This window comes from Massilia solisilvae (assembly GCF_024753215.1).
Lineage (GTDB): Bacteria > Pseudomonadota > Gammaproteobacteria > Burkholderiales > Burkholderiaceae_D > Telluria > Telluria solisilvae.
This window is the reverse complement of record NZ_JANUGV010000001.1, coordinates 954,182-969,028: the sequence shown is the minus strand read 5'-3', so window position 1 is coordinate 969,028 and position 14,847 is coordinate 954,182. Positions and strand designations below refer to the sequence as shown.

Sequence of the window (14,847 nt, the reverse complement as noted above, 5' to 3'; positions counted from 1 at the left end):
GGTTACCTCTTTGGTTATCGACGTCGTACCGGCGAAGGCCGGTACCCATACGCCGCGTGAACGGCTGGCTCAGCATGGGTCCCGGCCTGCGCCGGGATGACGGGTTGGTGGTGTTATACCTGATCCAGCGACTTCCCGGCCAGCGCGCTGCGCACGCTCTTGTCCATGCGGCGGGCGGCGAAATCCTCGGTCCCGCGCGAGAGCGCCTGCACCGCATCATGCAGCGCGTTCTGGCGCGCCCCGGCCTCAGTCGATTCGTCGTTCGATTTGGCCAGCGTCTCGCGCACCGTCAGCATCAGGCCGTCGAGCGCCGTGCGCTCGTCCAGCGCCAGCAGGTCGCCGTCGTTGTCCAGCGCCGACTGAGTCGCCAGCAAGATGCGCTCGGCCTCGACCTGCTCTTCGCGCAGGGCGCGCAATTGCATATCGACCTGGGCCGAGCTGTACGAGTCCTGCAGCATGCGCGCCACCTCGTCGTCGGACAGGCCATACGAGGGCTTGACGGTGATCGACGCTTCCACGCCCGAGCGCGTCTCGCGCGCGGACACGGACAGCAGACCATCGGCATCGACCTGGTAGGTCACGCGGATACGCGCGGCGCCGGCGGCCATCGGCGGAATGCCGCGCAGCTCGAAGCGCGCCAGCGAGCGGCAATCGGACACCAGCTCGCGCTCGCCCTGCACCACGTGCACCGCCAGCGCGGTCTGGCCGTCCTTGAAAGTGGTGAATTCCTGCGCACGCGCGCACGGGATCGTCGAATTGCGTGGAATGATCTTCTCGACCAGGCCGCCCATCGTCTCGATACCGAGCGACAGCGGGATCACGTCCAGCAGCAACCAGTCGTCGCCGGGCGCGCGGTTCCCTGCCAACAGGTTGGCCTGGATCGCCGCGCCCAGGGCCACCACCTTGTCCGGGTCGATGTTCGCGTGCGGGATGGTGTGGAAGAACTCGCCCACCGCGCGGCGCACGTGCGGCATGCGTGTGGCGCCGCCGACCATGACCACGCCGTCCACGTCCTCGACCGACACGTTCGCGTCGCGCATCGCCTTGCGGATCGCGTTGATGGTCTTGGCCACCAGCGGCCGGGTGATCTCGGCGAAGGTCTCGGCGGTGACGGTCACCTGCACGATCTCGCCCGATTTCAGAATCGCCTCGACGGTCGTTTCGGCGTTGGTGGACAGGAGCTCCTTGGCCTGGCGCGCCTTGACCATGAGCGTGGCGGTGTCCTCGTTCGACAACGGCGCCAGCTTCGCTTCGTCGCGGATGTGGCAGAACAGGCGCTGGTCGAAGTCGTCGCCGCCCAGCGCCGAGTCGCCGCCGGTGGACATGACTTCGAACACGCCCTTGGTGAGCTTGAGGATCGAGATGTCGAATGTGCCGCCGCCCAGGTCGTACACGGCATAGACGCCTTCCTTGCCGTGGTCCAGGCCGTAGGCGATCGCCGCCGCGGTGGGCTCGGACAGCAGGCGCAGCACGTTCAGGCCCGCGAGCTGGGCCGCATCCTTGGTGGCCTGGCGCTGCGCGTCGTCGAAGTATGCGGGCACGGTGATCACGGCACCGACCAGTTCGTCGCCAAGCGAATCCTCGGCGCGCTGGCGCAGCGTGGCCAGGATCTGGGCCGACACTTCCACCGGGCTTTTCACGCCCGCGACGGTCCTGATCTGCACCATACCGGGAGCATCGACAAAATCGTACGGCAGGTTTTCGGCGTGCGCGATGTCCTTCAGGCCGCGGCCCATGAAGCGCTTGACCGAGACGATGGTGTTCTTCGGATCGGTGGTGCGGTGGGCCTGCGCCTTGTAGCCGATGTTGGCGTGGCCGTTGGGCAGGTAACGCACGATCGACGGCAGCAGCGGCCGCCCGTCCTCGTCGCTGAGCACTTCAGGGCTACCGCTGCGGACCGTGGCGACCAGCGAGTTGGTGGTGCCCAGGTCGATACCTATCGCCAGCCGATGCTGGTGAGGCGCGGTCGACATGCCGGGTTCGGAGATTTGCAAGAGTGCCATGATGTGGTGTTACCTGTTTTGTTCTTGTAGGGTGGGCGGGTTTCCCGCCCACGCGGTCGACGGTGGATTGCACGTTCCGCGGCAGAGCGGGAGCCGGTTGAACGCGTGGGCGGGAGACCCGCCCACCCTACGTTTCCAAGGCTTCGAACGCGTAGTGCACCTCGTCGCCGAATTTATCGAGGAACATGAGCGCGCGCACGTCCTGCGCCGCCTGTTCGTATTGGCCAGCGTCCAGCGCGTGCCCGATTTTCGCCAGTCGCTCCTTGCGTTCGCGCTTGAGCTGCGCGTCCAGTTCGTCCAGCGCCCCGGCGTCCTTGGCGGCACGCGCATCGCCCAGCGCCTCGCGCCACTCCATCTGCTGCATCAGGAAGTCCATCGGCATGGCCGTGTTCGATTCCGTCTGCAGGTCGATGCCGTTCAGCTCGACCAGGTAGCGCGCCCGCTTGAGCGGGTTCTTCAGCGTCTGGTAGGCCTCGTTGGCGCGCGTGGCCCACTGCATCGCCACGCGCCGTTCGGTGTCGCTGGCGTTGACGAAGCGGTCGGGATGCACACGGCCCTGCACGTCGCGGTAGGCGGCGTCCAGGGCCGGCAGGTCAAGGTCAAAGCGCGCCGGCAGGTTGAACAGCTCGAAGTGGTTCTGCATGGAGCCTTAGATACGGAAGCTCTCGCCGCAGCCGCAGGAGTCCTTCACGTTCGGGTTATTGAAACGGAAGCCCTCGTTCAGCCCTTCGCGCGCGAAATCGAGTTCGGTGCCATCGATGTACGCCAGGCTCTTGGGATCGACAAAGACCTTCACGCCGTGCGATTCGAACACCACGTCTTCGGGCGCGGCCTCGTCCACGTATTCGAGCTTGTATGCCAGGCCCGAACAGCCGGTGGTGCGCACGCCGAAACGCAGGCCCACGCCCTTGCCGCGGCGCTCGATGTAGCGCGTGATGTGCTTCGCTGCCTTTTCGGTCAGGGTGACTGCCATCTTTTCCTCCTGGGCTTACGCGCCCGGGTGCTTGGTCTTGTAGTCCGCCACGGCGGCCTTGATCGCGTCTTCGGCCAGGATCGAGCAGTGGATCTTCACCGGCGGCAGGGCCAGCTCTTCGGCAATCTGGGTGTTCTTGATTTCCAGCGCCTGGTCGAGCGTCTTGCCCTTGACCCATTCGGTCACGAGCGAGCTCGATGCGATCGCAGAGCCGCAGCCGTAGGTCTTGAATTTCGCGTCCTCGATCAGGCCTTGCTCGTTGACCTTGATCTGCAGCTTCATCACGTCGCCGCAGGCCGGTGCGCCGACCATGCCGGTGCCGATCGCTTCATCGCCCTTGTCGAACGAGCCGACATTGCGCGGGTTTTCGTAGTGGTCCAACACTTTGTCCGAATATGCCATTTCAGTGCTCCTGATTTTGAATTCTGATGCGTGATTAGTGCGCAGCCCACTGGATCGAGTTCAGGTCGATTCCGTCCTTGTACATTTCCCACAGCGGCGACAGCTCGCGCAGCTTGCCGACCTTTTCCTTCAGCAGATTGACGGCGAAGTCGATGTCCGACTCGGTCGTAAAGCGGCCGATGGTGAAGCGGATCGAGCTGTGCGCCAGCTCGTCGCTGCGGCCCAGGGCGCGCAGCACGTACGACGGCTCCAGGCTGGCCGAGGTGCAGGCCGAGCCCGACGACACCGCGATGTCCTTGACCGCCATGATCAGGGATTCGCCCTCGACGAAGTTGAACGACACGTTCAGGTTGTGCGGGACGCGGTGCTCCATGTCGCCGTTGATATAGACCTCTTCGATCTCCATCAGGCCCTTGGCCAGGCGGTCGCGCAGCGCCTTGATGCGGCCCAGTTCCCCGTCCATCTCTTCCCTGGCCAGGCGGAAGGCTTCGCCCATGCCCACGATCTGGTGGGTCGGCAGCGTGCCCGAACGCAGGCCGCGCTCGTGGCCGCCGCCGTGCATCTGCGCTTCCAGGCGCACGCGCGGCTTGCGGCGCACGTACAGCGCGCCCACGCCCTTCGGGCCGTAGGTCTTGTGCGCAGTGAAGGTCATCAGGTCAACCTTCAGGTTCTCGAGGTTGATGTGGACCTTGCCGGTCGCCTGTGCGGCGTCGCAGTGGTAGATGATGCCCTTCTTGCGGCACAGTTCGCCAATCTCGGCGATCGGCTGCACCACGCCGATCTCGTTATTGACCAGCATGATCGAGACCAGGATGGTGTCCGGGCGCATTGCCGCTTCCAGCTGCTCGAGCGAGATCAGGCCGTTATCCTGCGGCTCGAGGTAGGTCGCCTCGAAGCCCTGGCGCTCCAGCTCGCGCACCGTGTCGAGCACCGACTTATGCTCGGTCTTGACCGTGATGATGTGCTTGCCCTTGGTTTTGTAGAAATTGGCCGCGCCTTTCAGGGCGAGGTTATTCGACTCGGTGGCGCCCGAGGTCCAGATGATCTCGCGCGGGTCGGCGCCGACCAGCGCGGCCACCTGGGCGCGCGCCTCTTCCACCGCCGCCTCGGCGCTCCAGCCGTAGGCGTGGCTGCGCGAGGCCGGGTTGCCGAACTGCTCGCGCAGGTAGGGGATCATCTTGTCCGCCACGCGCGGATCCACCGGCGTGGTCGCCGAGTAGTCCATATAGATCGGAAAATGCGGTGCGGTGGCGAAGCTTTTTTCCAGTTGTTGCGTGTCCAGGGGCGCGTTCATCAGTTCACTCCAATCTGCTTCAATCTTGTCCGACGGCGGCGTGGCTGTTGCGGTGCACCACCACGACGTTCTGTTGTTCTTTCTGCTTTTGCTGGTCAACCAGGTCCTGCAGCGTGACCGAATCCAGGTAATCGACCATCTTTTCGTTCAGCGTGGCCCACAGCTCGTGGGTCATGCAGCGGGTGCCGGTGGCGGCATCGGCGCCATGGCAATTTTCCTTGCCGCCGCACTGGGTGGCATCGATCGGCTCGTCCACCGCGATGATGATGTCGGCCACGGTGACCTTTTCCGCCGGGCGGGCCAGGCTGTAGCCGCCACCCGGGCCGCGGATCGATTCGACGATTTCATGGCGGCGCAGCTTGCCGAACAGCTGCTCCAGGTAAGACAGCGAAATAGCCTGGCGCTGGCTGATGCCCGACAGCGTGACAGGGCCCTTGCCCTGGCGCAGGGCAAGATCGATCATCGCGGTAACAGCAAAACGGCCTTTGGTGGTCAGACGCATCACAACCCCGGTTGATGTTAGAATGTTGCGTTTCTTTAACTAGTCCAGGTTCGCCTTGCAGGCTGATAAAAACCCGATTAGTTGAATTATTTAGTCAAGTATAGCGCATTTGGCCGGCTTTGTCTTGGCGGCCTGCGATTCCTGCTGCGGCGCAGCGACACCGCCCTCCCGTCTCTTCTTCCTTACCCGGCGCGCAACAAGTGCATCGGGCCGAACAGCTTTTGCATGCCGTCGTGCTGGATGAACGACAGGTTGTAAGGGTGTTCGGCGCAGACCTGGGCAAAGCGCGCGGTCTCGGGCCGCTTCTTCAATTGCTCGGCGATCTTTCCCCACAACACGAGCGTCGGCGGTGCGGGGCGGTCGGCCAGCGCCGCCAGCACCGTTTGCAGGAAAGGCTGCCAGGCGCGGGCTTCGACTGCCGGCGCGACGTGGGGCCGGAATACCAGCGCCGCGTTCAACAGCAGGAAGCCGTGGCTGGTCAGGTTGGACTGCAGTTCGGCCAGCGTCCGGATGCTGCCATTGGTGCGCGCCGCTGCGGCGACCGGCGCCAGGGCCTGGCCGCTGCAATCGCCGGGCTGGAGCTGGCCGTCGGCCACCAGCAGCATCTTCATGAAGTTGCGCAGCGAGGTCGCGCGGTTGACCGCCTTGGACAGGCCGTTTTCGCACCACAGTTCGCCAACGGCGCCGTCCATGAAGCAGACGCCAGTGGCGCTTTCCTCGCGCGGGTATGGGCCCTCGCCAACGAGCACGTAACGGACCTTCTCCAGCGGCAGCGCGAACGCGGCGAACAGGCGGTTGCGTGTTGGCAGGTAGTTGTTGCTTGCCAGCGTCGGCAGGTAGGCCGGGGTTGCCTGTGCCATGGCTTCGAGGCCCCTGATCAGGTGCGCTCGCCAGGAGGCGTCGGCGAGGTCAAGGGCGGACATGATCGGCTGGGGAATGGCGCTGGCGGGCATCGGTGCAGGCGGTTGGGAGAAAATCGGATTGTACTGTGCTGGATCAGCGGCTGACAGGTGACCGCGCCGCGCTCGGCGGGCCTAACAAGGATGAGCGACGATTACGACACCCCATGGAAGGATGCGCTGACGCGATACTTTCCTGAATTTATCGCCTTCTATTTTCCCGCCGCGTACCGCGCGATCGATTGGGCGCTCCCGCATGTCTTTCTGGAGCAGGAACTGGCACAGGTTGTCCACGACGCCGAAATAGGCAAGCGACGCGTGGACAAGCTGGTGCGGGTGGCCCTGCTGGACGGTGCCGACGAGTGGGTGCTGGTACATGTGGACGTGCAGGGGAACTACGACAAGAGCTTTGCCGAACGCATTTTTGTTTACAACTACCGTATCTACGACCGTTACCGCCGGCCTGTCGCCAGCCTCGTGGTCCTCGCCGACGGCTCGGCGACATGGACGCCCGACGGCTTCAGCTATTCCGTTCTCGGTTGTGCGATGGGAATTCGGTTCCCTGCCGCCAAGCTCAGCGCATTTGCGCCTCGACTTGAGCAACTTTTGGGCGACGAGAACGTTTTTGCGCTCGTCACCGCTGCTCATCTGCTCACGCAACAAACACGAGGCCAGCATGTCCAACGGCGAGACGCCAAGTTCCGTCTTGCTCGGCTGCTTTACGAGCGGAAGTGGGACAAGCAAAGGATCATTGACCTGTTCAGCGTCATCGACTGGATGATGTACCTCCCACCTGAGTTCGAGACGCAGCTCATGGATGACATTAACAGTCTCGAGAAGGAGCGCGGCATGCCTTACATGAATTCTTTTGAACGGCGCGGCCTTGAGCGCGGCCGGGAAGAAGGCCGGGAAGAAGGCCGAAAGGAAGCACTCAGCGAACTCTTGTCCCGCCAGCTAGAAAAGCGTTTTGGGCAACTTCCACAACCAATCCGGGACAGGCTGAAGCAAGCCGGTCCGGCAGACCTGGAGCACTGGGGAGAGACCCTGCTCGACGCGCCAACATTGGACCATGTCTTCAACCGCTGCTAGCTGCCTCCAACCATGCGTCCGCCTTTCTCGATCCGGTGCATGATGGCGCCCTGCCCCACGAGGCACGCCAACCAATCGAGAAGGAGACCACCATGCAAACGATCCAGGATGTGATGACCCGCGACGTACGTACCATTTCGCCGCAGGACAACGTGCAGCGCGCTGCGCAGATGATGGACGAGCTGAACGTGGGCGCGATTCCCGTCTGCGATGGCGACAAGCTGGTCGGCATGATCACCGACCGCGACATCACCGTGCGCTCGACCGCGGCCGGCCAGGCGCCGCAATCGACCCGCGTAGCCGACGTGATGAGCACCGACGTGCGCACCTGCACCAGCAACCAGACCGTGGACGAGGTGCTTGGCCAGATGGGTGACGTGCAGATCCGCCGCGTGCCGGTGCTGGACGAACAGTCGCACCGCATGATCGGCATCGTCTCGCTTGGCGACATGGCGACCAAGCATTCGGCCGGCATCGACCACGCGCTCGACGAGATTTCCAGCCCGTCCACGCCTGACCGCACCCAAACGCATCACTAACCAGTCCGCGAGCGCGGGCGAGCCATTGGCCTGCCTCAGAAAGCAGGTAAAAAGCCGCGCCCGCGTGGAATTTCATTACCGCCCGGCTGTCCACCAGCTTTGCAAGACCGTATGAACGAGCTGTCGAAGTGGACACTCCGGATCTCTCCAAACTGTCGATCGACCGTGGCACCCAGCCTGGCGCCCGGCGGCGGCGCAAACTGCCGGGATGGCTGTGGCTGCTTGCTGCGGTGGTGCTGCTCGGCGCCCTCGCCGCGCTGCGCATCTGGACGGCGCCGCCGGCGGTAGAAACCGTCAACGTGACCCTGGCCTACCCGGCCCAGGCGCTTACCGTGCTTAACGCCACCGGCTACGTCGCGCCGCAACGCAAGGCGGCCATCTCATCGAAGGCGACCGGACGGCTGGAATGGCTGGGCGTGCTGGAAGGCAGCCGCGTCAAGGAAGGCCAGCTCATCGCGCGGCTGGAAAACCGCGACGTCGCCGCCGCGCTCGGCCAGGCCAGGGCGAACGTCGAAGTCGCGCGCGGCAACCTTGCGCAAGCAAAGGCCGAGCAGGTCGAGGCGGCCAACGCATTGCGCCGCAACGCCGAGCTGCGCGCCAAGAACTTCATTGCCCCGGCCACGCTCGATGCCGTGCAGGGCCGCTACGACAAGGCGCGCGCCAACGTCGAGGCCACCCAGGCGGCGGTGGTCGCGGCAGAGGCCAACGCGCGCGCGGCCCAGGTGGCGCTGGACCAGACCCTGATCCGCGCGCCCTTCGACGGCGTGATCCTGACCAAGAACGCGAACGTGGGCGACAACATCACGCCGTTTTCCTCGGCCGCGGAGGCCAAGGGCGCGGTGGTCACCATGGCCGACATGGACACGCTCGAGGTCGAGGCGGATGTCTCCGAATCGAACCTGGCGAAGATCGCGCCAGGCCAGCCGGCCGAGATCCAGCTCGACGCCTATCCCGGCCTGCGGCTGGACGGCGTGGTGTCGCGCATGGTGCCGACCGTGGACCGCAGCAAGGCCACGCTGCTGGTCAAGCTGCGCTTCGTACACCTGGACCCGCGCGTGCTGCCGGACATGAGCGCGCGCGTGGCCTTCCTGTCGCGCGCGCTGCGGCCCAGCGAAAAGCAGCCGCTGCCTGCCGTGCCGCCGGCCGCCATCGTCCAGCGTGGCGGGCGGGCAGTGGTGTTCGTACTCGTCGGCGGCAAGGCGCACGAACGGGCGGTGGCGGCCGGACGCAAGCTGGGCGACCTGATGGTGGTCGATGGACTGGCGCCGGGCCAGAAAGTGGTGTTGAATCCGCCGGAACGGCTGGCCGACGGGATGCCGGTCGAACAGGCGAAGAAGTGATGGCAGCACTGGTCGAAATCGAGCACCTGGCCAAATCGTACCGGCGCGGCCGCCAGGTGGTGCCGGTGCTGACCGATATCACGCTGTCGGTCGCCGCCGGCGATTTCACCGCGCTGATGGGGCCATCGGGCTCGGGCAAGAGCACGCTGCTCAACCTGATCGCGGGGATCGACAAGCCGGACCGCGGCATCTTGCGCGTGGCCGGCCTGGACATCACCGCGCTGTCCGAGCCGGAGCTGGCCGACTGGCGCGCCGCGCACATCGGCTTCATCTTCCAGTTCTATAACCTGATGCCGGTACTGAGCGCGTTCGAAAACGTCGAACTGCCGCTGCTGCTGACGAACCTGTCGCGGCGCGAGCGGCGCGAGCGGGCCGAAATGACGCTGCAGATGGTCGGCCTGGCCGACCGCATGGACCACCTGCCGGGCGAACTGTCCGGCGGCCAGCAGCAGCGCGTGGCGATTGCGCGCGCCATTGTCACCGACCCGGTGCTGATCGCCGCCGACGAGCCCACCGGCGACCTGGATCGCGCCTCGGCCAGCGAGGTGCTGGACCTGATGCAGCGCCTGAACCGCGAACTGGGCAAGACCATCATCATGGTCACCCACGACGCCCACGCGGCCCAGCAGGCCCGCACCGTCATCCACCTGGAAAAAGGCGAGCTGCTGGCGGCGCCGCAGGGCGCGTAGGCCATGCAAAGGCTCAAGCTTATCCTGCGCAACGCACTGCGCCACAAGCTCAGGAGCGCGCTCACCGTGGTGGGGATCGTCATTGCCACCCTCGCCTTCGGCTTTCTGCAGACCGTCGTCAAGGCCTGGTACGCGGGCGCGAACGCGGCATCGAACACCACGCTCATCACGCGCAACGCGGTCTCGCTGGTATTCCCGCTGCCGCTGTCGTACGCTGCCAAGATCCGCGCCATCGACGGTGTCGAGCGCGTAGCCTGGGCCAACTGGTTCGGCGGCGTGTACCAGGCCCCCAAGAACTTCTTCCCGCAGCTGGCCGTGTCCGGCGAAAGCTACCTCGAGATCTACACCGACTTCGTGCTGCCGCCGGAGCAGCACAAGGCCTTCCTGCGCGACCGCAAGGGCGCCATCATCGGGCGCAAGCTGGCCGACCAGTATCACTTCAGGATCGGCGACGTGATCCCGCTGCGCGGCACCATCTTTCCCGGCCAGTGGGACTTTGTGGTGCGCGGCATCTACGACGGGCGCACGCCGAGCACGGTGACCACACAGATGTTCTTTCATTGGGATTACCTGAACGAGACGCTGCTCAAGACCACGCCGCGCCGCGCCAACCAGGTGGGTGTGTACGTGGTGCAGATCGCGCGAGCCGACCAGGCGCCGGAGGTGAGCGCGGCGATCGATGCCACCTTCAAGAACTCGCTGGCCGAAACACTGACCGAAACCGAGAAGGCGTTCCAGCTCTCGTTCGTGTCGATGTCCGACGCGATCGTGGTCGCCATACGACTGGTGTCCTATGTCGTCATCCTCATCATCATGGCCGTGATGGCCAACACGATGGCAATGAGCGCACGCGAGCGCCTGTCGGAGTACGCCACGCTCAAGGCGCTCGGCTTCGGGCCGCTCTTCGTGGGCTCGCTCATCGTCGGCGAGTCGCTGCTGCTGTCGGGCGCGGGCGGCCTGCTCGGCATCGCCTTGCTCTACCCCGCGGCGGTCGCGTTCGCTGCGCGCATGGGCACGCTGTTCCCGGTGTTCGAGGTCGCGCCGCTCACGGTGCTGATGCAGGCCGCGGCCGCCATCGCGGTCGGCGTGGTCGCCGCAATTGCGCCGGCCGTGCGCGCGATCCGCGTGAACATCGTCGATGGCCTGCGGAGCGTGGCATGAAGATCCCGCCGGGCTATGTCGCACGCAACCTGTGGTCGCGCCGGCTGACCACCGTGCTCACCGCCGCCGGGCTCGCACTGGTGGTGTTCGTGTTCGCGGCCGTGCTGATGCTGAACGAAGGCCTGCACGACACCATGGTGACCACCGGCGAATACGACAACGTGGTGCTGATCCGTAGCTCGTCCGAGACCGAAGTGCAAAGCTCGGTGCCGCGCGCCCAGGCCGATGCGGCGATCAGCCACCCGGCGGTGGCGCTCACGGGCGAGGGGCTGCCGCTGGCCTCGCGCGAGACGGTGGTGCTGATCTCGCTGGACAAGCGCGAATCCAGCCAGCGTTCCAACGTGCTGATCCGCGGCGTAGGCCCAAACGCGCTCGAACTGCGCCCGCAGATACGGCTGGTGGCCGGGCGCATGTTCCGCGCCGGCTCTTCCGAAATCGTGGCCGGCGCCGGCGTGGCGCGGCGCTTCAATGGCGCGGGCCTTGGCGAGCGCATGCGCTTCGGCCAGCGCGAGTGGACCGTGGTCGGGCTGTTCGATGCGGGCGGCAGCGGCTTCGACTCCGAGATCTGGGGTGACGCCGACCAGCTGATGCAGGCGTTCCGGCGGCCGAGCTACTCGTCCATCGTGCTCCGGCTGGCCGACAGCGCGCAGTTCGAGCGCTTCAAGAAGGACATCGAAACCGACCCGCGCCTGACGCTGGAGGCCAAGCGCGAGCAGGCCTACTACTCGGACCAGACAAAGGCACTGTCCACCTTCATCAACATCCTCGGCATGACATTGTCGGTGGTGTTCTCGATTGGCGCGGTGATCGGGGCGACGGTGACGATGTACGCATCGGTGGCCAACCGTGTGGCCGAGATCGGCACCTTGCGCGCGCTGGGCTTCCAGCGGCGCAGCATCCTGGCCGCGTTTTTGGTCGAGGCGCTGATGCTGGGCCTGGTCGGCGGCGTGGCCGGGCTGGCGTGCGCGTCGGCCATGCAGCTGGTGTCGTTCTCGACCACGAACTTCCAGTCGTTCTCGGAGCTGGCGTTCGGCTTTCGCCTGACGCCGGCGATCGCGGCCGAGTCGCTGCTGTTTGCGCTGGCGATGGGCTTCGTCGGCGGCTTCCTGCCGGCGCTGCGCGCATCGCGCATGGAGATCGTCGATGCCCTGCGGGCTGCGTGAGACGCTTGCACATCGTAGGGGGCAGCTTGCTGCCCACCCGTTCACACTGCGCTTGGCATGAGCGCTAAATCGTGAGCTGCTTGAACGCGTGGGCAGACAAGCTGCCCACCCTACGCTTGCTATTCCGTGTCCGGCTGCTGCGACGGGTGCGCGTGCGCGAACGCCGGCAGCTGCACGCAGTTGGCGTTGATGCGGGCGATGTTCGGGTAAGCCGCCACGTCGATCTCGAAGCGCTGCGCGTTGAACACCTGCGGCACCAGGAAACAGTCGGCCAGCGTCGGCGTCTCGCCGTGGCAGAAATCGGCAGCGCCCGGGTCGCGCGCCAGGTGCCCCTCGAGCGACGCCAGCCCCTCCCTGATCCAGTGCCGATACCACTCGGTCTTTTGCTCTTCGGTCGCGCCCACGGTGTGCACGAGGTAGCGCAGCACGCGCAGGTTGTTGAGCGGGTGGATGTCGCAGGCGACGATCTGGCACAGCTCGCGCACGCGCGCCCGCCCGAGCGGGTCGGCCGGCAGCAGCGGCACGTCGGGATGGGTCTCTTCGAGGTATTCCAGGATCGCCATCGACTGCGTGAGCGTGCCGCGCTCGTCCTGCAGGGCGGGCACCAGCGCGCTCGGGTTGATCTTGCGGTAGCTGTCCGACAGCTGCTCGCCGCCGCCGCGCAGCAGGTGCACCGGCACCGCCTCGTACTTGAGCCCCTTCAGGTTCAGCGCAATGCGCACACGGTACGCGGCCGAGCTGCGAAAGTACGTGTAGAGCTTCATTCGGTCCTCCGGTGATAGTGCGCGACCTCCTGGTCGATCGCGCCGAAGATGCTCGAGCCTTCCGCGTCCAGCATCTCGATGCGCACGCTGTCGCCGTAGCGCAGGAATGGCGTTGCGGGCGCGCCCTGCTCGATCGTCTCGTACATGCGCACCTCGGCCAGGCAGCAATAGCCCACGCCGCCGTTTTCGATGCTCGAGCCGTGCAGGCTGCCCTGCTTGTTGGACACGGTGCCCGAGCCTATGATGCTGCCAGCCTCCAGCTCGCGCGTCTTGGCGGCGTGCGCGACCAACTGGGCAAAGCTGAAGGTCATGTCCTCGCCCGCGTTGGGGCGGCCGAACGGCTTGTCGTTGAGCGTGACCAGGAGCGGCAGGTGCAGCTTGCTGTCGCGCCAGGCCTTGCCCAGTTCGTCCGGCGTGACCGCCACCGGCGAGAATGCGCTTGCCGGCTTGGACTGGAAGAAGCCGAAGCCCTTGGCCAGTTCGCCCGGGATCAGGTTGCGCAGCGAGACGTCGTTGACCAGCATGACCAGGCGAATCGCGTTCGCGGCCTGCTCGGGCGTGGCGCCCATCGGCACGTCGCCGGTGATCACGGACACCTCGGCCTCCAGGTCCACGCCCCAGTCCTCGGACAACACGCAGATCGGGTCGCACGGGCCGACGAAGGAGTCCGAACCGCCCTGGTACATCAGCGGATCGGTGTAGAACGAGGCCGGCAGCTCGGCCCCGCGCGCCTTGCGCACCAGCTCCACATGGTTGATGTAGGCCGAGCCGTCGGCCCACTGGTAGGCGCGCGGCAGAGGCGAGTGCGCTTCTTCCTCGAGGAAGGACTCGGCCTCGGGCGCGTTGCCGCCGTTGAGCGCCTCGTACACCTGTTGCAGTTGCGGCGCCGCGCGCTCCCAGTCGTCCAGCGCGGCCTGCAGCGTGGGCGCGATGTGCGGAACGCGCTGGCAGGTCACGAGGTCGCGGCTGACGACGACCAGGGTGCCGTCGCGGCTGCCGGTCTTGAGGGTGGCGAGTTTCATGGCGTTTCCTTCATGCAGTTAGTTGCCGCCATTAAAGAACAAAACGGACTATCATACAAACAGTATTTTCCGCCCGATTTATCGGATTATCTTATGAATCCTACCCTACGGCAGATGCGCGCCTTCGTCGCGCTGGCCAAGACCGGTAACTTTACGCTCGCCGCGCAGCTGCTGCACCTGTCGCAGTCGGCCCTGTCGGGTTTGATCAAGGAGCTGGAAGCCGCCCTTGGCACCCGCGTGGTGGACCGCAGCACGCGCAAGATCGCGCTCACCGACATCGGCCGCGAGCTGGTGCCCCTATTCAGCCAGATCATCGACGATCTCGACGGTGCGCTTGCGAACATTGAGGCGCACACGCGCCTGAAGAAAGGATTGGTGCGCATCGCGGCGCCGCAGCTGATGGCGTGCACGCTGCTGCCGCGCGCGATCGCCGCGTGGCAGGCGCAGCATCCCGACGTGCAGGTGCGCCTGGCCGACTGCGCCGTCGAGAGCGTGGCGGCGCGCATCCTGTCGGGCGAAGCCGACGTGGGCATTGCACCGGAACGCGAGCCGGCGCCGGCGCTGGATGCGCAGCTGCTGTTCGAGCTGCCGTTCGCACTGGTCTTTCCCAAGGAGCATCCGCTGGCACAGCGCGAGCGGATCACCTGGCAGGACCTGGCGGACTATCCGTTCATCTCGCTGCAGGGCCAGTTCACCGAGCGCTTGCTGGCCGACATGCACGGCGCACTGCGCGAGGTCACGCTCAAGCCGGCGTACGAGGTGGCATTCATGACAACCGCCCTGGCCATGGTCAGCAGCGGGCTGGGGGTCACGGTCTGCCTGCCGTACGCCGAACCGCTGGTGAGCCTGTATCAGCTGTGCATACGCGAGCTGGAAGCGCCGCGGCTCACGCGCAGGTTCTTCGTGCATACGCGTCCGCAACGGACCCTGAGCCCGGCCGCCGAGGCGTTCGTTGCTTTCCTGCTCGATTTCGTCGCCAAGGGCGAGTAAGGCCAGCATCGCATGCG

16 protein-coding genes are annotated in these 14,847 nt (G+C 65.8%); 7 read left to right on the top strand and 9 right to left on the bottom strand.

The window, feature by feature from the left end; translation table 11 throughout:
• Nucleotides 1-113 precede the first annotated feature (113 nt).
• The 7 genes from hscA to NX773_RS04270 form a co-directional block, all read right to left on the bottom strand.
• Nucleotides 114-2,003 (bottom strand): Fe-S protein assembly chaperone HscA, encoded by a 1,890-nt coding sequence (hscA, locus tag NX773_RS04300; RefSeq protein ID WP_258855118.1) that lies wholly within the window; start codon nucleotides 2,001-2,003, stop codon nucleotides 114-116.
• A gap of 127 nt (nucleotides 2,004-2,130) precedes the next feature.
• Nucleotides 2,131-2,646: a Fe-S protein assembly co-chaperone HscB gene (gene hscB, locus NX773_RS04295; protein ID WP_258855117.1), complete on the bottom strand. Its 516-nt coding sequence runs from the start codon at nucleotides 2,644-2,646 to the stop codon at nucleotides 2,131-2,133.
• Nucleotides 2,647-2,652: 6 nt separating this feature from the next.
• A complete protein-coding gene (gene iscA / locus NX773_RS04290) occupies nucleotides 2,653-2,976 on the bottom strand; it encodes an iron-sulfur cluster assembly protein IscA (RefSeq protein WP_258820805.1) in 324 nt (107 codons plus the stop codon).
• 15 nt (nucleotides 2,977-2,991) lie between these two features.
• Nucleotides 2,992-3,378 (bottom strand): Fe-S cluster assembly scaffold IscU, encoded by a 387-nt coding sequence (gene iscU / locus NX773_RS04285; protein WP_258855116.1) that lies wholly within the window; start codon nucleotides 3,376-3,378, stop codon nucleotides 2,992-2,994.
• A gap of 34 nt (nucleotides 3,379-3,412) precedes the next feature.
• A complete protein-coding gene (locus NX773_RS04280) occupies nucleotides 3,413-4,672 on the bottom strand; it encodes an IscS subfamily cysteine desulfurase (protein WP_258855115.1) in 1,260 nt (419 codons plus the stop codon).
• Between the two features lie 19 nt (nucleotides 4,673-4,691).
• Entirely contained in the window at nucleotides 4,692-5,174 is a 483-nt protein-coding gene (iscR, locus tag NX773_RS04275; RefSeq protein WP_258820808.1) for a Fe-S cluster assembly transcriptional regulator IscR, read from the bottom strand.
• 182 nt (nucleotides 5,175-5,356) lie between these two features.
• A complete protein-coding gene (locus tag NX773_RS04270; protein WP_258855114.1) occupies nucleotides 5,357-6,127 on the bottom strand; it encodes a uracil-DNA glycosylase family protein in 771 nt (256 codons plus the stop codon).
• Between the two features lie 90 nt (nucleotides 6,128-6,217).
• On the opposite strand from NX773_RS04270, the gene NX773_RS04265 reads away from it, so the two are divergent.
• From NX773_RS04265 to NX773_RS04240, 6 genes are all read left to right on the top strand, one after another.
• Nucleotides 6,218-7,162, top strand: a complete 945-nt coding sequence (locus NX773_RS04265) for a DUF4351 domain-containing protein (protein WP_258855113.1) — start codon at nucleotides 6,218-6,220, stop codon at nucleotides 7,160-7,162.
• Between the two features lie 92 nt (nucleotides 7,163-7,254).
• Complete coding sequence (locus NX773_RS04260) at nucleotides 7,255-7,701, top strand: CBS domain-containing protein (RefSeq protein WP_258855112.1); 447 nt, start codon at nucleotides 7,255-7,257, stop codon at nucleotides 7,699-7,701.
• Between the two features lie 128 nt (nucleotides 7,702-7,829).
• Nucleotides 7,830-9,041, top strand: a complete 1,212-nt coding sequence (locus tag NX773_RS04255; RefSeq protein ID WP_258855111.1) for an efflux RND transporter periplasmic adaptor subunit — start codon at nucleotides 7,830-7,832, stop codon at nucleotides 9,039-9,041.
• Nucleotides 9,041-9,730 carry an ABC transporter ATP-binding protein gene (locus NX773_RS04250; protein ID WP_258855110.1) on the top strand — a complete coding sequence of 230 codons (690 nt, stop codon included), beginning with the start codon at nucleotides 9,041-9,043 and terminating at the stop codon, nucleotides 9,728-9,730. The genes NX773_RS04255 and NX773_RS04250 overlap by 1 nt, the downstream gene beginning before the upstream one ends.
• A 3-nt stretch (nucleotides 9,731-9,733) precedes the next feature.
• The gene (locus tag NX773_RS04245) at nucleotides 9,734-10,891 is read left to right on the top strand and encodes an ABC transporter permease (RefSeq protein ID WP_258855109.1); all 1,158 of its coding nucleotides are present in this window, start codon (nucleotides 9,734-9,736) and stop codon (nucleotides 10,889-10,891) included.
• Nucleotides 10,888-12,054 carry an ABC transporter permease gene (locus NX773_RS04240; protein ID WP_258855108.1) on the top strand — a complete coding sequence of 389 codons (1,167 nt, stop codon included), beginning with the start codon at nucleotides 10,888-10,890 and terminating at the stop codon, nucleotides 12,052-12,054. The genes NX773_RS04245 and NX773_RS04240 overlap by 4 nt, the downstream gene beginning before the upstream one ends.
• A gap of 119 nt (nucleotides 12,055-12,173) precedes the next feature.
• On the opposite strand, the gene maiA is transcribed toward NX773_RS04240, so the two are convergent.
• Both maiA and NX773_RS04230 read right to left on the bottom strand, forming a co-directional pair.
• Nucleotides 12,174-12,818, bottom strand: a complete 645-nt coding sequence (gene maiA, locus NX773_RS04235) for a maleylacetoacetate isomerase (RefSeq protein WP_258855107.1) — start codon at nucleotides 12,816-12,818, stop codon at nucleotides 12,174-12,176.
• Entirely contained in the window at nucleotides 12,815-13,840 is a 1,026-nt protein-coding gene (locus NX773_RS04230; protein ID WP_258855106.1) for a fumarylacetoacetate hydrolase family protein, read from the bottom strand. The genes maiA and NX773_RS04230 overlap by 4 nt, the downstream gene beginning before the upstream one ends.
• A gap of 93 nt (nucleotides 13,841-13,933) precedes the next feature.
• On the opposite strand from NX773_RS04230, the gene NX773_RS04225 reads away from it, so the two are divergent.
• Complete coding sequence (locus NX773_RS04225) at nucleotides 13,934-14,830, top strand: LysR family transcriptional regulator (protein ID WP_258855105.1); 897 nt, start codon at nucleotides 13,934-13,936, stop codon at nucleotides 14,828-14,830.
• The last annotated feature ends 17 nt before the right edge of the window (nucleotides 14,831-14,847 follow it).